Here is a 20,642-nt window from a genome sequence, read left to right as displayed (position 1 = left end):
ACGCGGCGGACGCGGACCGAGTCCCTGCTACCAACCGGTAGCCCCTACCGGTCCGTTGCGGCCCGGAACCGGCCATGCTGGACAATAGAGCTGTGAACGACGCCGTGCACCCCAGCTCCGAGTCCGTTCCGGTCGCCCTCTCGGAAACCTCCGGTGATACCGGAGGGCAGCGGCGACGGCACGCCGGCTCCCGCCTCTACCCGCGGGTCACCAGTTTCCGCTCCCGGCGCGGTGCGCTCACCCCCAACCAGCAGAAATCCTGGGATCGCAGCTGGCCGGTACTCGGCCGCGAGGTCGCCGACGAACCGCTCGACGCCGACGCCTGGTTCGGCCGCCGGGCGCCGCTGGTGATCGAGATCGGCTGCGGCACCGGCACCGCGACCGCCGCCATGGCCCAGGCCGAACCGGATCTGAATCTCATCGGCATCGAGGTCTATCAGCCCGGACTGGCCCAGCTGGTCCAGCGGATCGAACGCGAGGAGATCGGCAATATCCGGCTGCTGCGCGGCGATGCGGTGGATGTGCTGGAGAACATGATTGCTCCCGGATCGCTGACCGGGGTGCGGGTGTTCTTCCCGGACCCGTGGCCCAAGGCCCGCCACCACAAGCGCCGCCTGCTGCAACCGGCCACCCTGGCCCTCATCGCCGACCGGCTGCGACCGGGTGGTGTTCTTCACGTCGCCACCGACCACGCCGGGTACGCGGAGCATATCGCCGAGGTCGGTGCGGGTGAGCCCCTGCTCATCGGGTTGAACGAGGCCACCGGCGGTACGAGCGCCGAGCACCGTGCCGCCGCGCCGATCGGATTCGAGCGGCCGGTGACCAAGTTCGAGAGCAAGGCACACACCGCCGGTAGTGCGATCAACGAGTTCATATGGGGCAAGATCGAATGATGAGCGTCAGTGAGATGGCCCCGGCCGGCGACGAGGTTGCCGGAAGTCTGCACGAATCCGGCGACGAGGCCGTGGGCCCGGAAGCCGACGGACTGCGGCGGGTCCTGCTGGTCTGGGACGCACCGAACCTGGACATGGGTCTGGGTGCCATCCTGGGCGGGCGCCCCACGGCCGCCTACCGGCCCCGTTTCGACGCGCTCGGCCGGTGGCTGCTGGCCCGTACCACCGAGCTCTCGGTCGGCGAGAAGCAGCGGCTGGAACCCGAGGCCACCGTGTTCACCAATATCGCCCCCGGAACCGCGGATGTGGTCCGGCCGTGGGTCGAGGCCCTGCGCAACGTCGGTTACGCCGTTTTCGCGAAGCCGAAGATAGACGAGGATTCCGATGTCGATTCGGATATGCTCGGCCATATCGCGCAGCGCACCCGAGGTGCGGGCCTGGCCGGGATCATCGTGGCCTCCGCCGACGGGCAGGCGTTCCGCGAGCCGCTCGAACAACTGGCCGACGACGGAATCCCGGTTCAGGTGCTCGGCTTCCGCGAGCACGCGAGTTGGGCAGTAACATCCGATACTCTCGAATTCGTCGACCTCGAGGACATCCCGGGAGTTTTCCGTGAACCGCTGCCGCGGGTGAGCCTCGACTCGCTGCCCGACGAGGGTGCCTGGCTGCAGCCGTTCCGGCCGCTGTCGGCGCTGCTCACCTCTCGCCCCGCACAAGGAGTCGCTTAAGTGTTCACCCGCTGGGGCGATCTGGTCTATCGGTTGCGATTCGCCGTCATCGGAGTTGTCGTCGCCGGGATGCTGGGCCTGGGGGCCTATGGTCTCGGGCTGGCGGACCATCTGAGCTCCAGCGGTCTGTTCGATCCGAACTCCGAATCCGTCAAGGCCGCCGAACTCTCCGACGGAGCGTGGGGGCGCGATCACCAGGCCGACGTGCTGGTGCTCTACACCGCGCCCGAGGGCCAGACCATCGACAGTGATCCGGCGTTCCGGGACAAGATCGTCGACAGCCTGAACCGGCTGCCCCGGGAGCATCCGGATCAGATCGCCAAGGTCAACGCCGCCTACTGGAAGACCGAGACCGGCGAGTCGCAGCCGTCGGTCTTCGGTTCCAAGGACAAGACCAAGACCTTCGCCTCCATCGCGATCGTCGGCGACAACGACACCGAGATGGTCCGCAACTTCCGGGCCGTCAAGGACGTTTTCGACATCGACGGCGTGAATGTGCAGGTCGCGGGCCTGCAGCCGGTATCGGGCACACTCAACGACACCATGGCGCACGACCAGAAGCGCATGGAGATGCTCGCCATCCCCGCGGTGGGCATCCTGCTGTTCTTCATCTTCGGCGGCGTGGTGGCCGCTGCCCTGCCGCTGATCATCGGCGGCCTCACCATCATCAGCGCCAACGGCATCATCATGATGCTCACGAAGTTCACCGAGGTGAACTCGTTCGTCGGCGCGGTGGTCTCGATGATCGGCCTCGGTCTGGCCATCGACTACGGGTTGTTCATCGTCAGCCGGTTCCGCGAAGAATTGGCCGAGGGTTACGACACCCGCGCCGCCGTCCGCCGCTCCGTGGTCACCGCCGGGCGGACGGTCGTGTTCTCCGCGACCATGATCATCGCCAGTCTCGGCGGCCTGCTCCTCTTCCCGCAGGGCTTCCTGAAGTCCATGGCCTACGGCACCATCGCCACCGTCGCGCTGGCCGCCCTGGCCTCGATCACCCTGCTGCCCGCCATGCTGAGTGTTCTGGGCAAACGGGTCGACATGCTCAGCTTCAAGCAGATCCGCAAGACCAAATCCGCCGAGGAGGTCGAGGCCAGTTTCTGGGGCCGGGCCACCACCTGGGTCATGCAGCATCCGCTGAAGATCGCCATCCCGATCTGTGTGCTGCTCCTGTTGCTGATCATCCCGGTGAAGAACCTCGCCTTCGGCGGTATGAGCGAGCGTTATCTGCCGCCGGACAACGCCACCCGCGTCGCGCAGGAAGAATTCGATCAGACCTTCCCGCTGCGTCAGTCCGATCCGATCCAGTTGATCTTCATCGGCGAGAACACCCGGTCCATCGCGAAAGTGATGAAGGAGGCCGACAAGGCCCCGGGCCTGGCCGACGCCTCCGGCTTCTCGGTTCCCTCCCAGTCGCCCGAACGCAAAGACCTCTTCCGCTCGAGCGCGACCCTGCTCGATTCGGAGAACTACGAACCGACAGTCGACTATCTCCGGTCGATCGAGGTCCCCGATGATGTGACCATGCTGGTCGGCGGTCAGCCGACACTTCAGATGGACAGTATCGACGCACTGCTGGACCGGATCCCGCTGATGATCGCCCTGGTGCTGCTGGTCACCACGGTGCTGATGTTCCTGACCTTCGGGTCACTGGTGCTGCCCATCAAGGCAGCGTTGATGAGCGCCCTGGGCCTCGGCTCCACCCTCGGCATCCTGACCTGGATCTTCGTCGACGGTCACGGCGCCGGACTGCTCAATTTCACCCCGCAGGCGATCATGTCACCGGTGCTGGTGTTGATCATCGCGATCATCTACGGCCTGTCCACCGACTACGAGGTGTTCCTGCTGTCCCGGATGGTCGAGGCCCGCGCCCAGGGCGCCTCGACCACCGAAGCGGTACGTATCGGCACCGCGCACACCGGTCGCATCATCACCGCGGCCGCGTTGATCCTGCTGGTGGTGACCGGCGCGTTCGCGTTCTCCGATCTGGTGATGATGCAGTACATCGCCTACGGCATGATCGCGGCGCTCATCATCGACGCCACCATCCTGCGCATGCTGCTCGTCCCGGCGACCATGAAACTGCTCGGCGACGACTGCTGGTGGGCGCCCGCCTGGATGAAACGGATCCAGCAGAAGATCGGTCTGGGCGAACCCATCCTGGCCGATGAGCGCCCCGGCGGCGGCGATGTGGTCGACCTGGTCAAGACCACCCCCGTCACCGATCCGGTCACCATGCAGATGCCGGCCATCGGCGCCGAGAAGCAGCGCAAGACGCCGGTACTCAAACGTAGCCGCGAGGAGATCGAGGCGGCCGCGCCCACCGCGCATATGCAGGCGGTGCCCAAGGGGCAGCGCAAAGCCGCCGACAAACAGACCCCGACCGCCGCGGCCGGCCAGGCGACAGCCAAACAGCAGATGCCCACCCCGCCGGACCCGACACGTCCGCGGGCGAACCCGCGCGCCGAGGGTTCCGGTGAATCCGGTCGTGGTACCTCCGAAGAGCTCGGTGGCCGCAGTTCGCGACCGTCCGCCGAGGGCAGTGGTCCGCAGCCCGCACCGACCCAGTCGCCCACCGAGGGCCGGCCGCCCCAGCGGAACCCGCAGCAGCCCGCGGGTGGTCCCGAGCCGGGTGCACCGGGCCGGCTTCCCGGGCGTGGTCCCGAACCGGGCCGTACGCCAGGACCGCGCAACGACTTCCGGCCCCAACCCGGGCGGGGCCCCGGTAACCAGCCCGGGCCCGGCCGCCCGCAGCCCGGACAACCCGGCCCGGACCAGCCCGCGCCCGACGCGCAGCGTGCACCCGGCACTCCGGGCCGTCCCCCGACGGGGTCGCCCCGGTCCGGTTTCGCGACTCCGAATGTGCGGGGCATGTTCGCCTCCGAGCCGACCGAGGACGGCGAAGGCCAGAACGCGAGCGGCCGCACCGTCTATCCGTCCCCGGCCGACGCTCCGCCGGTACCGCCCACCCCGCAGCAGGCCCGGACCGGCACTGCCCCCCGCCCGCAGCCGGACAGTTCACTGCGGATACCCGGCGCGCCCGGGCAGCCCGGCGGCGCGACCAGGCCACCCGCACCGCCGCGCCCCGCGGGGCCCGAAGGCCGCCCGCCCGGTCGCCCCGGGCCCGGCCAGCCCCCCGTCGGTAACCAGCCCGGACCCGGCCAGGGACCGGTGCGGCCACCACTGCCACCGCGGCGCCCCGGACCGGACGGTCGGCCCGGCCCGCTGGATGCGCGGTCGCCGCAGGATCAGGGGTCGCAACCGCGTCCGCTCCCCCGGATCCCCGATCCGGGTACTCCGCCCGGTGGGCCCGCCTCGGCCCTGCCGGAATTGCCGCGGCGGGTACCGGGAGCCCAGCCTCCGGCAGTGCCCGGCCTCTACCGGACACCGGAGCCGCCGACTCGGCCCGCCGAACGTCCGGCCCCGCGCGAGCAGCGGCCCGATAGTCTGGCTCAGCAGTCCGCCGAAGGGCCCGGCGCCCAGCAGAATCCGGACCCGCGCGAACGCAACAGCATCGAATCGTGGATGGCCGGTCTGCGGTCGGCCCGCCGCCAGCAAGCCGGTACATCGGCCGACGACAGCGGCCGGCACCAGCACGGCGAGGGCCGGTCGGTCAGTGTGAACGAGTTGCTGCGCCGACGCGAACAGGATTAGCCGTACAGGATCAGCGGCGCTCGGGTTTCACTGCCCGAGCAGTCGCCGCCAATGCGCCATGAAGGGTTGTTTGGCGGTGACCGATCCGAATCGGACCCGGCCGTGCACCAGCAGATGCAGCGGGCCGATCGGCGGACCACTGCGAACCTTGTTGTTGACACTGGATCCGACCAGTTCCAGGCCGTCGAGATCGACGGTGGCTTCCTCCGGCACCACGAGGGTGAGCGAACTCGCGTAGTCGTCGACCTGGATCTCCACCACCTGGGTGGTCATGATGGCCTGGGTGAAATCCAAGGTCACCCCGGACAACCAGCTGTTGACCCGCAGCATCGGACCGACCTGCCAGTTGCCCCGGCGGTTCACCCCGGATATACGCGGCCGGATGATCCCGCCCTGCACGACTCCCGCCAGCCCGGATCCGGTGGCGTCGCCGGGCTGTGGAAGCGGTATGGGCTTACCGTGGCCGGCCGGGCGCGCGGTGGTGGGTTCGCCGATCAACCGCACCCCGGGCAGATCGACGAGTACCGAATTCAGTTCGCCGCGGGTGCGGGAGGCCAGCGCGGTATCCATCCGCTCGGTGAACTCTCCCAGGGACAGCATCCCCAGCCCCACCGCCCGCTGCAGCAGTTGCCCGACGTGCTCCCGTTCGGCATCGGAAACACGCAGGTCCCGGTTGCCCACCTGGCCACCGGAACCCGCACCGTCGAAAACCGGATCGGGGCCGTTCATAGCTCCGAGATTACCCAGCGGCACCCGGATCCCGCATCAGGGCATTCCCGGATGCGGGGGTGGCGCGAGGTCACGGTCAGCCCTGCTCATCGCGGTTTTCCCGCCGGTCGGTGGCCGGGTCCGGATCGGGGCCGGAATCACCCCCGTGCGTATTCGGATCGGCGGTCCGGGTCAGCGGCAGCCGCCGCTGCGCTTCGGCGAGCAGGGCACCGATATCGAACCGGCCCAGGGTCTGGGGTCCGATCATGGCGTGGTCCCCGCCCTCCGGGGAATCCGGTTCGGCCACGTAGATCCCCTTCCGGTCCGGTGTCAGCTCACCCAGCAACTCCTCGGGATCCGCGGCGAGCAGCGAACGGATAGCGGTATTCAGCACCGCCACCAGTGGCACTGCCAGCAGACCGCCGGCGATACCGCCCAGCACCACACCCGCGGCGATCGCGAGTACCACAGCGAGCGGGTGGATCCGCACGGCGCGCCCGAGCAACAACGGTTGCAGCACATGCCCCTCCAGCTGCATCACCGCGACGATGATGCCGAGCACGATGAGCGCGGTGACGAATCCTTTGGTCACCAGGGCGATGAACACCGCCACGAAACCGGCCAGGAACGCGCCGATGATCGGGATGAAGGCGCTGATGAACACCAGTGACCCCAGCGGCAGCGCCAGTGGTACGCCCAGCAGCGCCAGCCCCGCACCGATTCCGATCGCATCCACCGCGGCGACCACGACAGTGGCCCGCACGAAACCGACCAGCGATCCGAAACCGAGTTCGCCCGCGGTGCGCACCCGTTCCCGGTGTGCGGTCGGTACCACGCGGGTGACGAAATGCCAGATCTGGTCGCCGCTGTACAGCAGGAAGATGAGGATGAACAGAGTGAGAAAGGTGCCCGTCAGAATGTGCCCGATCATGGTCGCGGTGGTGAGGGCACCACTTGTGAGCGTGTCCTGATTGGACTGGATGGCCCGGACCGTCGCATCGCCGGCATTGCGGATCTGCTCGTCGCTCAGATGCATCGGACCGTTGATCGCCCAGTCCTGGACCTGATGAATGCTGTTGGTGAACTCGTCCGACAGCTGCGGCACACCCACCACGAACTGCTCCACCACAAAGGTCACCACCCCGGCGACCAGCCCCAGCGATCCGAGCAATGCGACGAAGACACCGAGCCCGCGCGGCACCCCGCGCCGCTGCATCCAGTCCACCAACGGCGCGAGCAGCGCGGCGGCCAGCATGGCGATGGACAGCGGGATCACCACGGTGTCGAGCCGCCGCACCGCCGCCGCGAGCACCCCGATCAGGGCGAAGATCACCAGCAGCCGCCAGGCCCATTCCGCGGTCTGCCGGACGATGGGGTGAACGGCGTCGGCGGCAGATGGTTTCGGCTCGGTCACCCGGCCGAGCCTAGTCACGGCTGCCGGAAGGTTGCGGAGGTACACCGACCGCGTACGACCGGACGCCGACCACACCGGTCCGCCGAACGGCTTCGGCGGTCCACCTCACCGCCGATCCTGCACCGGTTCGATCCCCAACAGCGCAGCTCTGTCGATAACCCGACCCGATTCCAGATCGATGTCGAACTCGGACGGGGCGGCACCGCACCTCGCGATCATCGCTGAATCCAGGAGAGTCACACACGGTCACACTCCCAGGACAGGAGCAAAGATCATGCGGTTGCGATTCCTCGGTAAAGGCGGCTCAAATGTTGGAGAGTGCCCCTCGCTGTACGCCAGCGACCAGGACACATACGTTGTTCAGGGCTGGGTCACCGGCCAGGCGGAAACCGTGGAGATTCCACACCTGCTGACCGGTTTCGCGGAGCCGGATACATTCATCGGTGCCACGATGACCGACACGGGACGGGGAACGTTCACCCTGACCGGCCGCCCCGTCACAGAGCCTGGCACGCTGGCACAGCTCGAATTGGCTGACGGTGAGACGGCAATCGAAGTGCCGAAGCTGGAGAGGAACTACTACGGTGCTGCTGATGCAAGCTGATCCGTACCCGGATCTTCTCCGGTCGTGCGCACGGGAAGCATTCCATCTCGAGGTCCGCGACTCCTACGGCGTGGCCGTCGAAACGGCTCCGCTACAACGGTTCCTCTCCGGTGAGCAGGATTTCGACCTCGAATGGTTCCGTCCGTGGCAGTCGATAGTCGAGGAAGTGACCTCACGCGGTGTCGGTGTTCGCCGGGTGCGAGTGGTCTCCGAACCGCTGACCGACTACCACCGCTGGTCGCTGACAGTCACTCCGGAGAACATCAGGGCGGGAGAAGACATTCGGTACTTGCCGCGGCACGTGGCCGAACAGGTGCCGGCCGAAGACTTCTGGCTGTTGGACGATGAACGAGTAGCGTTCCACACCCGAGATCCCGAAGGTCGAGGGCTCGGGGTAGCGGTCACAACCGAGGCGTGGATCGTCGGCTATTGCGTCGAGATCAAGCGGCACATGTGGGAGCAGGCCATACCATTCGACGACTACGCGGCGGCCGGCTCGCCGAAGTGACCGACTCGGTTCATGAGCAGCGTGTGGCGCTCGGCAAACGCCTCCGTGAAATGCGGAAGGATGCCGGCCTCACCGGACGCCGGCTGGCCGAGTTGGCGGGCTGGCACGAGTCGAAGGTGTCCAAGATAGAAACCGGAGACCGTAGCCCGACCGAAATAGACCTACACCAGTACTGCTCCCACGCCGGTACCGGCGACCAACTCCCGGATCTCGTGGCGACCGTTCGCAATATCGAGGTTGCCCACCTCGAATGGCGGCGAGTGCTCAACGCGGGGACCAGACGCCGACAGGAACGATCGATATCTCTGGCCGAGCAAACCAGGTTGATGCGCATTTTCGATCCTTTGCTGATTCCGGGCATCATCCAGACCTCCGAGTACGCCCAGGCAGTGCTACGCCGAGGTGTCGAGTTCTATCGGATACCCGACGACGTCGACCAAGGCGTATCGAAGCGCCTGGAACGGCAGCAGGTCTTGTATCGAGGCGACCATCGGTTTCACATCCTGATCGCCGAACAGTCGTTGTCGACCACCGTCGGCGGCAAGTCGGTCATGATCGGCCAACTCGACCGGCTTCTTGCGGTCATCGGACTACCACGGGTCCTGCTCGGAATAGTTCCATCCGAGTCGGAATGGCGATCACCGGCAACGAACTTCGTCATGTTCGATGACCGGATGGTCCTGGTCGAGGCGATATCAGCAGAACTGACCGTCACTCAGCCGCGCGAGATCGCTCTCTACCATCGCGCATTCGAGACGCTTGCCGGTCAATCGGTAACCGGCTCGGCTGCCAGGGAACTCATCCGCGCAGCGCTGGAACGGCGACACACTCGACCCTGATCGACGCGGCGCGGACAGCCCTACCCTGGTCCCGGGTACTCGCGGGTCTGCCTCACTGTCTTCCATGGTTCGGATCGGAGACAGCACTGAATCGCGCCGACGCCCAGCGAGTGGTTTCGCGACTCGATAACGTGGCGGGGGCTCTGCGCTGGTTTCGGTCCTCGGATTATCGAAGATCGCACTGCGATATCTGCGGTCACTCCTTGCCGCGGCTTTTCGTCGACAGTCCCCGGGTGAGGCTCGCCCCGGGTAGTGAACACCGAGCAGGCGCGAGGTCAAGGGTCTCTCCTCGGGCGGGGCCGGGCGTCGGCGCACGTCGCCGCAACCCCGGGAGCACAGGACGGTCGGCCCCGGACGCTAGATTGGTACACGTGTCAGCGCCATTGGAAGCGGTCAAACAGACCATGCATACGCGCTGGCCCCTGTACCTGACATCGATGTTGCTCGCGAACGCGTTCGGTGCCGTGCTGGTGTGGGCATTCATCCAGTACGGGTTACCGGTCCCCGAGGGGCAGGAACCCGGTACCCGGCAGGTCGGCCTGCTGGTCCCGGCCGTCGTATTTCTCGCCGGCGGTTTCCTGAGCGTGGCCGCCTCGGCCCTGATGTTGCGGCCGGTGATGCGCTGGCAGGTCCGCGGCGGACCGCCCAGCCGCCAGGAGCAGATGGCGGCCCTGCATGCGCCGCTGCGGCAGGCGATCCTGCATCTGGCCCTCTGGGTACTCGGCGGCGGCGTCCTCGGCGCGGCGATAATCTCCGAGACCCCGGCGCTGGCCGGTGCCGTCATCATCACCGAATGCATGGCCGCGACCATCGTGTTCGGTTTCACCTACATGCTCGGTGAACGTATTCTGCGCCCGGTCGCCGCCGAGGCTCTCACGGCGGGCCGTTTCGACCACACCCTCACGCCCGGCGTCGGCACCCGGATGGCGATGACCTGGGGGATGGGCACCTTCGCCCCGACCATCGCGATCGTGCTGCTGTGCGTCACCCAGATCTCGTCGGATGTGAAATTCTCGGCGCAGTCGCTGGCCGTATCGATCCTGCTGCTCTGCGGGGTGGTGATCATGCAGGCACTGGCCCTGTCCATGCTGACCGCGTCCAGTATCTCCGATCCGGTCCGCCAGCTCAGCCAGGCCATCGACCAGGTGCAGAACGGCGCCCGCGACGTGCAGGTGGAGGTTTTCGACGGCAGCGAGATCGGGCTGCTCCAGGTCGGTTTCAACCGGATGATGGAGGAGGCGGCGACCCGGCAGCGGCTCCAGGAACTGTTCGGCCAGCATGTGGGTGCCGAGGTGGCCCAGCGTGCCCTCGACTACGGCACCGAACTGGGTGGGGAAACCCGATTCGTGGCAGTGCTGTTCGTGGATATGGTCGGTTCCACCGCGACGGCCGCCGAACACCCGCCCACCGAGGTGGTCAGCCTGCTCAACGAATTCTTCCGGGTGGTGGTCGATGTCATCGACCGCCATCACGGCTTCGTCAACAAATTCGTCGGTGACGCCGCCCTCGCGATTTTCGGCGCCCCCCTGGACCGGCCGGACGCACCCACCGCCGCGCTGGCGGCCGCACGCGATCTGCGCGAGGCCTTGCGGACGGTCTCCGGATTGGATATCGGTATCGGAGTTTCCGCCGGATTGGCGGTCGCGGGGAATATCGGTGCCGCCAACCGCTTCGAATACACCGTGATCGGTGACCCGGTGAACGAGGCATCCCGCCTCACCGAACTCGCCAAGGACCATCCGGGCCGGGTACTGGCCTCGGGTTCGGCCCTGTATTTCGCCGAGGACGGCGAGCAGCGGCACTGGACCGCGGGTGAGGAAGTGCAGTTGCGCGGCCGGCGACGCAAGACGCGGCTGTCCTGGCCTCGCGAAACCGTGGAGTAGATCCGCTTGCTGTGGTATCGGAGCAGGCAGCCGACTGCGGCCGGGGGTGTCCATTAGGCTGGGCCCCGTGACGGCCAACGGTGATGCAGCGGGCACTACCGCTGTGCCTCCGGCCGGAGAGGCGGAGCCCACCGGGAACCGCAACCGGAAATTCCGCCGGCTCAAATGGGCTGCCGTCTCGATCGTTCTTCTCGTGTTGATCGGCGAGGCTTTCTATCTGTGGCCCCGATTACACGAATCATGGCAGAAACTCACCGAAATCCATTGGGGCTGGGTGGCGCTGTGTATCGCGGCGCAAGTGCTGTCCATGACCGGTTTCGGACACGTCCAGAAACAGCTACTGCGCGCCGGTGGCGTCGAGGTGAGCCAGCACCGATCGGTGTCGGTGGTCTACGGCGCCACCGCCATGTCGGTGACCCTGCCCGCCGGTCAGGTGTTCTCCACGGCATTCACCTACCGGCAGACCCGGCGCTGGGGAGCCAGCCCGGTGGTTGCCTCCTGGCAGCTGGTGTTCTCCGGGGTCGTCTCGGCGGCGGGCCTGGCCCTCATCGGGGTGCTCGGCACCGTCCTGGCGGGCGGCCGGGTGGGTCCGGTGAACCTGATCGTCTCGGTGGCCATGGTGGTGGCCCTGGTCTGGGCGGGAAATTACGCGTCCCGGCATCCGGGCACCCTCGAAGGAGTACTGCGCCGGGCGCTGGTCCTGGTCAACCGGGTGCGCAAACGCCGGCCGGATACCGGTATCGACAAGCTCCGGGAAATGCTCGACCAGGTCGAATCGGTGAAGCTCGGCACCCGGGACGGCGCGTGGGTCACCTGGTGGGCGGTTGTCCACCGGCTGGCCGATATCGCCTGCCTGGGCGCGGCCTGCTATGCCATCGGCGGTGATCCGCGGTGGGCGGGGCTGCTGATCGCGTTCGCGGCGGGTAAGGCTGTCGGTTCGATCCCCTTCGCGCCGGGCGGGATCGTCTATGTGGACGCGACGCTGATCTACAGCCTCACCGCGGCCGCCGGACTGCCGGTGGAGCAGGCCGTCGCCGCGGCGTTCGTCTACCGGCTGGTGAGTTTCGTGCTGATCGCGATCATGGGCTGGATCGTGTTCGCGTTCCTGTTCCGCACCCGCAATGCCGAGGACGACGAATACGAGAAGGAGTTCTCGCAGCGCAATGCCTGATCGGCGGGTCCGCTCCGCGGGTACCCGCAGGCTTGCGCCGAACCCTTCGCTGCGGCCGTGCGCGGGCTGCGGATGGGCTTCGCCCAGCTGGTCATATTAGGCGTACCTCCGCCTTCGCTGCGGCCGTGCGCAGGCCGCGGATGGGCTCCGCCCAGCTGCACCAATTAGGCTCGTCGGGGTGAAGTGGTTCGTAGCGATCGCCGTCGATCTCGTGCTGGTGGTGGTGTTCTGCGCCATCGGACGCCGCAGTCACGACGAGGCCGTGCTCACCGGTCTGCTGCACACCGCCTGGCCGTTCGTGGCGGGGCTGGCGGTGGGCTGGGTCGCCGCGGTGGCGCTCGCGCGCCGCCCGGCCGGTGCCGGGCCGTTCGACGGTTCCGGCCTGTGGCCCACCGGTGTGGTGATCTGGCTGTGCACCCTGGTGTTCGGCATGCTGCTGCGCGTAGTGGCGGGTCAGGGCACCGCCTTCAGTTTCATCGTGGTGGCGGCGGTGGTGCTGGCATTGTTCCTGCTCGGCTGGCGGGTGGCCGCGGGGGCGATCAGGTCCTGATCACCCGACCGCACCCGCTGCTCATTCGTCCGGTTTGGCGAGCGCCTGCAACATCCGTTCGCCCATCCGGACGACCATATCGCCGCTGTCGACGTCTGCGATATGGATCGCGAACGTCAGATCACCCATACTCGCGATCAGCCAGCCGTCGTCGCCGGCCTTAGCCGAGAACCCGGCGACATCACGGAATCCCCGCAGTCGCGCCATCTGCGGGGCGTTCATCCCGTCGCGCAGCGCGGCGCGCAGCGCGGCGTCGACCGGGCCCGGCAGTGGTCCCATCGGGGCGTCGGTTTCGCTGGGCCGGCCGCGTTCGAGCATCGGCGGGCGGACGGTGCCGTCGGTGATGGCCGCGGCCGCGATGGCCATCCCGAAGGGGCTGACCAGCAGCGCGTCCGAACCACCGCCCTGGCGAACCGGTTCGGCGCCACCCGCGCCGGCCGGGCGGCCGGTCACTTCCTCCAGCCCGGGAACCCGGAAGTCGACCCCGACACCGAGCATGGCGGCCGCCTCGATCACCTCTTGTTCGGTGACGGCCTCGGGCGCTTTGCCCTTGGCGGCTCCGGCCGCTTTCCGGAACAGATCGATGGTGCCGCCCGCCGGGTACAGACCGGTGAAGGCTACCGGCCCCTGGGCACTGGAGTAGTTGTTCTGCGCCGCCGCGACGACCGCGCCGGTGGAGGGCTGGGTGACGACGATGGAGGCGGGCGAACCGACGCTGACCACCGCGTCCTCGGCGGCACGCTGCAACCGCTGGTCCATCGTCCCCGCAATATCGGGACCGGCCGGGCCCTGGTTGCCGGCCAGCTGTTTGACGAACCGCCCGTTCTCGAACAGTTGTACGGCCCAGCCGGAGTGCTGGTCCTGGCTCTGTTCCCAGACCTTCTTCATGGCGTCGAGCATCGGCGAGAAGATCCGGCGATCGGTGACGACGAGCCGCGGCTCCTGTTTCATCACCACGCCCGGGATCGGCGCCATCCGCGGTTCCAGAATCGCGAAATCACCCTCGCGCAGGCTGACCGCGGTGATGGGCTTACCTCCGGCCGCGGCGAGGTCTTCCCGCAGCGAGGCACCGGTGATGAGGGGAGCCACGGGTTCGATGGCACGGGCCAGCGCGTCGGTGGAGGCCACCTGGTCGGGCATCCGGGTGGGATCGAGTTCGACGACGTTGATGGTCTGCTGAGCCATCAGGGGCTTACCGACATTGTCGACGACCTTCGGCGCCGGGTCGGGGGTGGTACGCACCAGCTGTACGGTGCGGTTCTGGCTGAGCTCGGGCATGACCACGGCCGGGTCCCAGGAGATCCGCCAGCCGTTGGCGAGTTTGCGGACGTTGCCCTGAAGACCGTACTTCCAGTTCTTCTGCTCGCCGAAGCTCCAATCGACGTCGAGGTTGAAGATCCCGGATTCGGCGTCGAGCGCGATGAATTGCGCTTTCTCGTAGTCGACGGTCCCCGATTCGAGACCCTCGAACATTTGCCGGAGGGTTGCCGAAGCTGCCGAGGGGTACGAGGTCAACTCAGCCGCCCCGGCATAGTCGTGTTCGTCGAGTCGTTGGGTGAATCGGTCGACGACCGTTTCGGGTCCGGCCGATTCGGTCCCGGTCCCGCACGATCCCATCGCGATTGCCAGCGCCGCCACCCCCGTAAGGGCCATAGCGCCCCGGAAGCGAAAGCGGCGGGATCCCCTCACGTCCATGTCGCCCACTCTTCACTCTTGTCACACCGGTAACAAGACAACCGTACCTGAAAAATGCCTGCTTGCGAGTCATCGCAAACCCGAAAACGTACTCGTGACCACCGTGTGCAGTTGTGGCCGAGCCCAACTCGCCGCACAGCGGACCATGATCAATTATCGGGGCGCCCGAGAACACCCGGCGACGCTACGCTACCGATCGACCAGAAGCGGTGCGTCGTGACCCCGCAAGTCCGCATTCATCGAAGAGATACCCGCTCACGGTAGCTCAGAATCATCCCCGCGCGGGTGAGGTGTCGGTAGGGTTGCTGCCATGTCCGACGGCACCCTCCCGCAAACCTCGAGCAGCCCGATCCTGGTCCTCAACGGCCCGAATCTGAATATGCTCGGCACCCGGCAACCCGAGGTGTACGGGTCGGAAACCCTCGACGATGTAATCGAATTGTGTCGTCGGGCCGCGGCTGCGCACAGCCGGGAGATCGCCCATTTCCAGTCGAATTCCGAGGGCGAACTGATCGACCGCATCCACGGGGCATACGGGACCGTGTCGGGGATCGTGATAAACCCCGGCGGGCTCACCCACACCTCGGTGGCACTGCGCGACGCACTGGTCATTCCCGAGGTGCCGATCGTCGAAGTACACATCAGCAATGTGCATGCCCGCGAAGAGTTCCGCCGGCACTCCTATGTGTCGCCCGTCGCCGACGCGGTGATCGCCGGGATGGGCGTTCAGGGCTATGCCGCGGCGATCGAATTCCTGCTGACCCGCCGGGCGTGAGCTGCCCGGCCCGCGGTTCGGCGTTCAGTTCGCGGCTTCGATCCGGAAAACGGGGAAGCCCGGAGCGATAGCCGCGAGTTCGGCGTCGGTGGAATCCTTCGTGATGCCCTCGAAGAACCGGCCGACCTCCCAGCCCCAGCGCTCGAGGTAGAGCCGCAGCAGCGGGACCTTGTCCGCGTCGCGGACCTCGATCGCGGTGAATTCCTCGATCCGCCGGCCCAGCCGCAATTCACCGCTACCGGCGACGCGCAGGTTACGCACCCATTGGGTGTGCCCGCGCGGCGCGACGAGGTAGCGCTGCCCGTCCGCGGCGGTCATGAGGTTGACCATGGTCGTCCGCCATTCGCCGGACTTACGTCCGCGCACCGCCAGCAACCGGGACCCGGCGACGCTGATCCCGAGCTTGGGCAGCAGGTTGGCGAGCCGGTTGAAGATCGGGTCGAAACCGGTGGGGCCGAGGTAGCGGGTCGTCAGATCGGTCATTGCATTCTCCTTTGTGAGCACTGCTCTCTGTTGTGAACAACAATCGCACATCCCCGCGACTAAGTCAAGAGCAGTGCTCTCATTTTTCTTAAGCGCAGGTCAGTGCCGATCTCGAGCCATACGTGGAACCGGATATCGAACGCGATTTCCGCGCGGCCCGCCGAACCCGCTACCGGCCACCCCTTTTTCTGACACGGTGGTCGAGAGCCCGGATCCCCGCGGATATCGGGCGCACGCTGAAGCGAATGGCGGAGGAGAGTGGCATGCGAGCCGCAGTTTTCCACGGAACCGAACCCCGACTGGTCATCGAGGACATCCCGGTACCGGTCCCCCGGCGAGGCGAGGTCCTGCTGAAGGTCACCGCCTGCGGGGTCTGCCACACCGATCTGCACGTACTGCGCTCGGAGGTCAAGTTCCCGGCGCCCGCTGTACTGGGCCACGAAGTCTCCGGCGTGGTCGAACAGCTCGGCGACGGCGTCGACAACATCACCGTCGGCGACAACGTGGTGTGCAGTTTCATCATGCCCTGCGGCGACTGCCGCCACTGCGTCCGCGGCGCCGAGGATCTGTGCGAGAAATTCTTCGCCTACAACCGCCTCGGCGGCACCCTCTACGACGGCACGACCCGGCTCGCCCGCGCCGACGGCACGCCGCTGGCCATGTACTCGATGGGCGGACTCGCCGAATACTGCGTGGTACCCGCGTCCGACGTCTTCACAGTGCCCGACGATGTGGGCCTGGAAGCCGTATCGATCCTGGGATGCAGCTCGTTCACCGCGCTCGGCGCCGTACACACAGCCGAACTCGGCCTCGGCGACCGGATCGCCGTCGTCGCGGCCGGCGGGGTGGGATCCTCGATCGTCCAATTCGCCGCGGCGGCCGGGGTCGCCCAGATCATCGCCGTCGACATCAGCGACGAAAAACTCTCGGCGGTAACGAAACTCGGCGCCACCCATACGGTCAACTCCCGGACCGAAGACGCCGCCGCCCGGGTCCGGGAACTCACCGGGGGACACGGTGTCGATATCGCCTTCGAGGCCCTCGGCAGTGCCGCGACCTTCACGACCGCACTGGACGTGCTCGACGACGGCGGCCGGGCCGTCGTGGTCGGGATCGCGCCGGCCGGATCCACCGGAACGATAGACCTGGCCCGCCTGGTCCGCCGCAAACTCCAGATCCGCGGCTCCTACGGCGCCAAAGCCCGCACCGATATGCCGGCGCTGCTCCGGATGGTCGCGGCGAATACGGTGCGGCCGCAGGAGGTCATCACCCGCCGCTACTCCCTGGATGAGGCCGACGCGGCATACGGCGCGCTGGCCCGAGGTGAGATCGTCGGCCGGGCGATCATCGAAATGGCTTGAGGCACCGCGCCACCGACCACCGCGCCGCGCGGATCAATGCGAAAATTCACGGCCGACCGAGTAACGTCGAGCCATGCCGACGGAGGTCCGCAACAACACCGCACTGGAACGCTTCGAGATCACGGTCGACGGCGCAGTCGCGGGATACACCGAATATCAGGACACCGGCGGCGAGCGCGCGTTCGTGCACACCGAGGTGGACCCACGTTTCGACGGCCGGGGCTACGCCCGGGTCCTGGTGGAGGGCGCGCTGAACGCCACCCATCGTGAAGGGCTGGGCGCGCTCCCGATGTGCCGGCAGGTCCAGCATTTCATCCAAACCCACCCGCCGTACCTGTCGATGGTGCCGCACTGGGCTCGTGACCGGCTCGGCATGCCGCAATAAGACGCGCGGCTACCCATCGGCGTTGCGACAGTCCAGCGCCTCAGAGACAACCCCGTCCACAAGGTAGGCAACCCCTAGGTAGACGCGCGGCTACCCATCGACTTTGCGACAGTCCAGCGCCTCAGAGACAACCCCGTCCACAAGGTAGGCAACCCCTAGGTAGACGCGCGGCTACCCATCGACTTTGCGACAATCCAGCGCCTCAGAGACAACCCCGTCCACAAGGTAGGCAACCCCTAGGTAGACGCGCGGCTACCCATCGACTTTGCGACAATCCAGCGCCTCAGAGACAACCCCGTCCACAAGGTAGGCAACCCCTAGGTAGACGCGCGGCTACCCATCGACTTTGCGACAATCCAGCGCCTCGGAAACAACCCCGCCCACAGGTAGGCAACCCACCAGAGACGCGCGGCTACCCGTCGATCGATGCGACGGTGCGGCGCCATGGAGGCAATTCCAGCCACGAGCAGATCACCCGACAGGTTCGACAGCGGACGCACTGCCCCGTCGGCTGTGCGGCCCCGCGCTCGGAAACCTCCCCGCGAACAGGTGGACCGGCGGGGCTGCGCAGGCGTGCTCAGTAGGCAGACACGGCACCGTCCAGGGCTTCCTGTAGGTCGGCGCGGACCAGCCGGGCTATCTCCGCGGGTCGTGCCGGGAGGTCGGTCCGTGGTACCCCGAAGTGGAAGCTCGCCGATTTCACCTCCTCCTTCGTCGGTGGCACCGCCGGATCGGCCCGTTCGCCGTAGCTCAGACCGAGGCTGACCAGGGCGGGCCGGGTACCGAGTTTGGCTGTCCGGAAAGCGATGTGCCCGATACCGGTGCCGACCGGCTGTACCTGCGCCGGATCGATTTCGTTGCAGGTGCCCTCCGGAAAGATCGCCAGGCTGTCACCGGTGGCCAGGCGTTCGGCGCAGATATCCATCATCCGCTGACCGGCCGCGTTCACCGCCCGCAGGCCGTGATCACGGCCGCGGAACACCGGGATCCCGCCCATCATGTCGATCCGGCGGCGCAGCGTGACCTCCTCGAACAACTCGTCCTTGGCCAGCACGCGGGTACGTCCGATGATCGGCCGCAGTTCGCTGCGCCAGGCCGCGGCCGCGAGCGTGTAGGGGTCCAGCTGGGACAGGTGGTTGACCGCGATCAGCAGCGGGGTGCGGGAGCGGATCAGCGCGTGGATCGCTTCCCTGGCCCCGGTCGCGTAGCCGACCCGCGGCCGGTAGCGCCGGCCGAGCAACGCGTATGCGCCCATCGCCTGCAGCCGGTTCTGCCGGTGCAGGCGATAGAAGTCGTATACGTCGTCACTGTTGTCCAGGAGCACCTCGGGAGGTCGCATACGGCTGACTCTACGAGCCTGCGGCGGTATGTCCAGACGGCCCGGAAACGGCCGCCGAGTGAACTCTGTACGAAGTGAACCGTCGATCAGAGCGGCACAGTCGGGCAATAACTGCGATGATGGCCAGGTGGCGCAGGCAGATGACCCCGATGATCGCAAGACCCGGGGCGGCCGCGGTGACGGGCACGAGCCCGAACCTGGTCGTCGCGGTAACCGACAGGGTGAGCAGACGGTGCGGGCCGGTACGCTGCTCGTTTCCTCGACCGAACTGGCCGAGCCCACTTTCCGCCGCACGGTGGTCTACATCATCGAGCACAACGACGCCGGAACGCTCGGGGTGGTACTGAACCGGCCCAGCGATACCCCCGTTCACGATGTGCTTCCGCTGTGGGCGGAGTTGTCCGCGCAACCGCACACGCTGTTCGTGGGCGGACCCGTCAAACGGGACGCGGCGCTGTGCCTGGGCACGCTCCGGGTAGGCGCGTCGATCGACGGGATTCCGGGCCTGCGGCGGGTGGACGGCCGAGTGGTGCTGGTCGATCTGGATGCCGATCCGGACCTGATCGGCCCGCTGGTCGAGGGCGTCCGGATTTTCGCCGGATACGCGGGCTGGACCTTCGGTCAGCTGGACAGCGAGCTCGCCAACGACGACTGGATCGTGGTGTCGGCTCTGCCCAGTGATCCGATCGCCGGTCGGCGCACCGATATGTGGGCCCAGGTCCTGCGTCGGCAGCCGTTGCCGCTGTCGCTGCTGGCCACCCATCCGATCGAGGTCGAACGCAACTGACGACGCCGTGATCCCCGCCGGTGGTCCGGGCGGTTTCGGTGAGCGGTGTGCACGGCTCGGGCGAACCAGCGCATGACAACCACCGGCACGCCGCCTGCCGGGACCGGACCGGAACCCGGCGACCGCGGATTCCGGCGGAACGCGCGCCGCCGGCGGATCAGATATCGAGTTCTTCGACAGGGGCATGCTCGGCGATATCGCCGACCCGCCGGTACAGCGGATCGGGGATCTTGTCCTTCAGCTCCTCGACGGTGTCGACAATGGTGAGCACGTAGTCGCCCCAGTCGTGTTCGATCCCGAGCATGCGGCGCCAATTATTCAGGTCGCGCAGCCAGTTCTCGGATTCGGGATAGTCCGACCAGTTCGCGTACTGCTCGTGCAGTACGAATTTGCCCTTGCGACCTCGGAACACGCGTAGATGCTCCATCCGCTCCTCGCCGGCGTCCCGGTGCTCGACGAGCAGGGCCCCCTGGAATCGCACCTGGCGGGCGCCGTTGTGACCGACCCGCAGCACGATCTCCTCGAACCCCTCGAGTCTGCCCTCCTCCAGTTCGATGAAGCGCCGGAGCGCGGTGACCACTGCACCGGACAGATTCCCGCCGACCAATTCCTGCGCCCGCCGGAACAGTGGCAGATCGTCGTCGGCGACGTAGATGGTCTTGTTCGGCATGAACCGACTATACGTAGACATATACGTATATACAAGATCTTGGGGACCCGCGTTCCGCGCCGCCGTGAGTCACGCCGATCACCCCCCTTACGGCCTACCTATTGAACGTGCCGTTGAATAGCGGTACGGTAGGTGGTGTTCCGATAAAGCACTCCGAACAATGCGACTCATCGCAGAAGCCGCACCGGAGCGCGACCG

At 67.1% G+C, this 20,642-nt stretch carries 19 protein-coding genes; 13 read left to right on the top strand and 6 right to left on the bottom strand.

All coding sequences use genetic code 11. The annotated features are described in order from the left end of the window. Window positions 1–74 precede the first annotated feature (74 nt). Genes trmB through ACWCPQ_RS26710 form a run of 3 tightly spaced genes read left to right on the top strand, consistent with a single transcriptional unit; the run spans window position 75 to window position 5,272 of the window. The gene (trmB, locus tag ACWCPQ_RS26720; protein WP_449903708.1) at window positions 75–893 is read left to right on the top strand and encodes a tRNA (guanosine(46)-N7)-methyltransferase TrmB; all 819 of its coding nucleotides are present in this window, start codon (window positions 75–77) and stop codon (window positions 891–893) included. Then, window positions 893–1,621, top strand: coding sequence for an NYN domain-containing protein (locus tag ACWCPQ_RS26715; RefSeq protein ID WP_449903706.1), 729 nt, complete (start codon window positions 893–895; stop codon window positions 1,619–1,621). The genes trmB and ACWCPQ_RS26715 overlap by 1 nt, the downstream gene beginning before the upstream one ends. Further along, window positions 1,622–5,272 (top strand): MMPL family transporter, encoded by a 3,651-nt coding sequence (locus ACWCPQ_RS26710; RefSeq protein ID WP_449903704.1) that lies wholly within the window; start codon window positions 1,622–1,624, stop codon window positions 5,270–5,272. It begins immediately after the preceding gene. 27 nt (window positions 5,273–5,299) lie between these two features. Here ACWCPQ_RS26710 and ACWCPQ_RS26705 read toward each other — a convergent pair whose 3' ends face one another. Then, window positions 5,300–5,953: a DUF1707 SHOCT-like domain-containing protein gene (locus tag ACWCPQ_RS26705; RefSeq protein WP_449903793.1), complete on the bottom strand. Its 654-nt coding sequence runs from the start codon at window positions 5,951–5,953 to the stop codon at window positions 5,300–5,302. Window positions 5,954–6,077: 124 nt separating this feature from the next. Then, entirely contained in the window at window positions 6,078–7,394 is a 1,317-nt protein-coding gene (locus ACWCPQ_RS26700) for an AI-2E family transporter (protein ID WP_449903702.1), read from the bottom strand. A 274-nt stretch (window positions 7,395–7,668) separates the two neighbouring features. Between ACWCPQ_RS26700 and ACWCPQ_RS26695 the strand changes: the two genes are divergently transcribed. The 6 genes from ACWCPQ_RS26695 (at window position 7,669) to ACWCPQ_RS26670 (ending at window position 12,949) form a co-directional block, all read left to right on the top strand. Next, complete coding sequence (locus ACWCPQ_RS26695; RefSeq protein WP_449903700.1) at window positions 7,669–7,998, top strand: hypothetical protein; 330 nt, start codon at window positions 7,669–7,671, stop codon at window positions 7,996–7,998. Next, complete coding sequence (locus ACWCPQ_RS26690) at window positions 7,988–8,506, top strand: DUF6879 family protein (RefSeq protein WP_449903698.1); 519 nt, start codon at window positions 7,988–7,990, stop codon at window positions 8,504–8,506. Before ACWCPQ_RS26695 ends, ACWCPQ_RS26690 begins: the two co-directional genes overlap by 11 nt. Beyond that, window positions 8,503–9,345, top strand: a complete 843-nt coding sequence (locus ACWCPQ_RS26685; RefSeq protein ID WP_449903696.1) for a helix-turn-helix domain-containing protein — start codon at window positions 8,503–8,505, stop codon at window positions 9,343–9,345. Before ACWCPQ_RS26690 ends, ACWCPQ_RS26685 begins: the two co-directional genes overlap by 4 nt. Before the next feature lie 404 nt (window positions 9,346–9,749). Next, window positions 9,750–11,228, top strand: coding sequence for an adenylate/guanylate cyclase domain-containing protein (locus ACWCPQ_RS26680; protein ID WP_449903790.1), 1,479 nt, complete (start codon window positions 9,750–9,752; stop codon window positions 11,226–11,228). Between the two features lie 67 nt (window positions 11,229–11,295). Then, on the top strand, window positions 11,296–12,399 hold the full coding sequence (locus tag ACWCPQ_RS26675; protein WP_449903695.1) for a lysylphosphatidylglycerol synthase transmembrane domain-containing protein: 1,104 nt from the start codon (window positions 11,296–11,298) through the stop codon (window positions 12,397–12,399). Window positions 12,400–12,577: 178 nt separating this feature from the next. Then, window positions 12,578–12,949 carry a DUF3054 domain-containing protein gene (locus tag ACWCPQ_RS26670; protein ID WP_449903693.1) on the top strand — a complete coding sequence of 124 codons (372 nt, stop codon included), beginning with the start codon at window positions 12,578–12,580 and terminating at the stop codon, window positions 12,947–12,949. A gap of 21 nt (window positions 12,950–12,970) precedes the next feature. On the opposite strand, the gene ACWCPQ_RS26665 is transcribed toward ACWCPQ_RS26670, so the two are convergent. After that, window positions 12,971–14,566 (bottom strand): NTF2-like N-terminal transpeptidase domain-containing protein, encoded by a 1,596-nt coding sequence (locus ACWCPQ_RS26665; protein WP_449903787.1) that lies wholly within the window; start codon window positions 14,564–14,566, stop codon window positions 12,971–12,973. Between the two features lie 388 nt (window positions 14,567–14,954). On the opposite strand from ACWCPQ_RS26665, the gene aroQ reads away from it, so the two are divergent. After that, entirely contained in the window at window positions 14,955–15,419 is a 465-nt protein-coding gene (aroQ, locus tag ACWCPQ_RS26660) for a type II 3-dehydroquinate dehydratase (RefSeq protein ID WP_449903691.1), read from the top strand. Window positions 15,420–15,443: 24 nt separating this feature from the next. On the opposite strand, the gene ACWCPQ_RS26655 is transcribed toward aroQ, so the two are convergent. Next, the gene (locus ACWCPQ_RS26655; RefSeq protein ID WP_449903689.1) at window positions 15,444–15,902 is read right to left on the bottom strand and encodes a nitroreductase/quinone reductase family protein; all 459 of its coding nucleotides are present in this window, start codon (window positions 15,900–15,902) and stop codon (window positions 15,444–15,446) included. Window positions 15,903–16,165: 263 nt separating this feature from the next. Here ACWCPQ_RS26655 and ACWCPQ_RS26650 point away from each other — a divergent pair, with 263 nt between their 5' ends. Beyond that, window positions 16,166–17,263 (top strand): zinc-binding dehydrogenase, encoded by a 1,098-nt coding sequence (locus ACWCPQ_RS26650; protein WP_449903687.1) that lies wholly within the window; start codon window positions 16,166–16,168, stop codon window positions 17,261–17,263. Between the two features lie 73 nt (window positions 17,264–17,336). Continuing rightward, window positions 17,337–17,648, top strand: a complete 312-nt coding sequence (locus ACWCPQ_RS26645; protein WP_449903685.1) for a GNAT family N-acetyltransferase — start codon at window positions 17,337–17,339, stop codon at window positions 17,646–17,648. Window positions 17,649–18,225: 577 nt separating this feature from the next. Here the strand turns inward: ACWCPQ_RS26645 and ACWCPQ_RS26640 are convergent. Further along, the gene (locus ACWCPQ_RS26640) at window positions 18,226–18,987 is read right to left on the bottom strand and encodes a lysophospholipid acyltransferase family protein (protein ID WP_449903683.1); all 762 of its coding nucleotides are present in this window, start codon (window positions 18,985–18,987) and stop codon (window positions 18,226–18,228) included. Window positions 18,988–19,114: 127 nt separating this feature from the next. Here ACWCPQ_RS26640 and ACWCPQ_RS26635 point away from each other — a divergent pair, with 127 nt between their 5' ends. Next, entirely contained in the window at window positions 19,115–19,774 is a 660-nt protein-coding gene (locus tag ACWCPQ_RS26635) for a YqgE/AlgH family protein (protein WP_449903680.1), read from the top strand. A 157-nt stretch (window positions 19,775–19,931) separates the two neighbouring features. Here the strand turns inward: ACWCPQ_RS26635 and ACWCPQ_RS26630 are convergent, their stop codons facing one another. Continuing rightward, complete coding sequence (locus ACWCPQ_RS26630) at window positions 19,932–20,444, bottom strand: EXLDI protein (RefSeq protein WP_449903679.1); 513 nt, start codon at window positions 20,442–20,444, stop codon at window positions 19,932–19,934. Between the last annotated feature and the right edge of the window lie 198 nt (window positions 20,445–20,642).

The organism is Nocardia sp. NPDC001965, assembly GCF_053594175.1.
This window is presented reverse-complemented; position numbering and strand designations above follow the sequence as displayed.

Coding starts and splice junctions, on each gene's coding strand:
- trmB (WP_449903708.1), top strand. CDS start 75: ATGCTGGACAATAGAGCTGTGAACGACGCCGTGCACCCCAGCTCCGAG.
- ACWCPQ_RS26715 (WP_449903706.1), top strand. CDS start 893: ATGAGCGTCAGTGAGATGGCCCCGGCCGGCGACGAGGTTGCCGGAAGT.
- ACWCPQ_RS26695 (WP_449903700.1), top strand. CDS start 7,669: ATGCGGTTGCGATTCCTCGGTAAAGGCGGCTCAAATGTTGGAGAGTGC.
- ACWCPQ_RS26690 (WP_449903698.1), top strand. CDS start 7,988: ATGCAAGCTGATCCGTACCCGGATCTTCTCCGGTCGTGCGCACGGGAA.
- ACWCPQ_RS26680 (WP_449903790.1), top strand. CDS start 9,750: ATGCATACGCGCTGGCCCCTGTACCTGACATCGATGTTGCTCGCGAAC.
- ACWCPQ_RS26665 (WP_449903787.1), bottom strand. CDS start 14,566: ATGGGATCGTGCGGGACCGGGACCGAATCGGCCGGACCCGAAACGGTC.
- aroQ (WP_449903691.1), top strand. CDS start 14,955: ATGTCCGACGGCACCCTCCCGCAAACCTCGAGCAGCCCGATCCTGGTC.
- ACWCPQ_RS26655 (WP_449903689.1), bottom strand. CDS start 15,902: ATGACCGATCTGACGACCCGCTACCTCGGCCCCACCGGTTTCGACCCG.
- ACWCPQ_RS26650 (WP_449903687.1), top strand. CDS start 16,166: ATGCGAGCCGCAGTTTTCCACGGAACCGAACCCCGACTGGTCATCGAG.
- ACWCPQ_RS26645 (WP_449903685.1), top strand. CDS start 17,337: ATGCCGACGGAGGTCCGCAACAACACCGCACTGGAACGCTTCGAGATC.
- ACWCPQ_RS26640 (WP_449903683.1), bottom strand. CDS start 18,987: ATGCGACCTCCCGAGGTGCTCCTGGACAACAGTGACGACGTATACGAC.
- ACWCPQ_RS26630 (WP_449903679.1), bottom strand. CDS start 20,444: ATGCCGAACAAGACCATCTACGTCGCCGACGACGATCTGCCACTGTTC.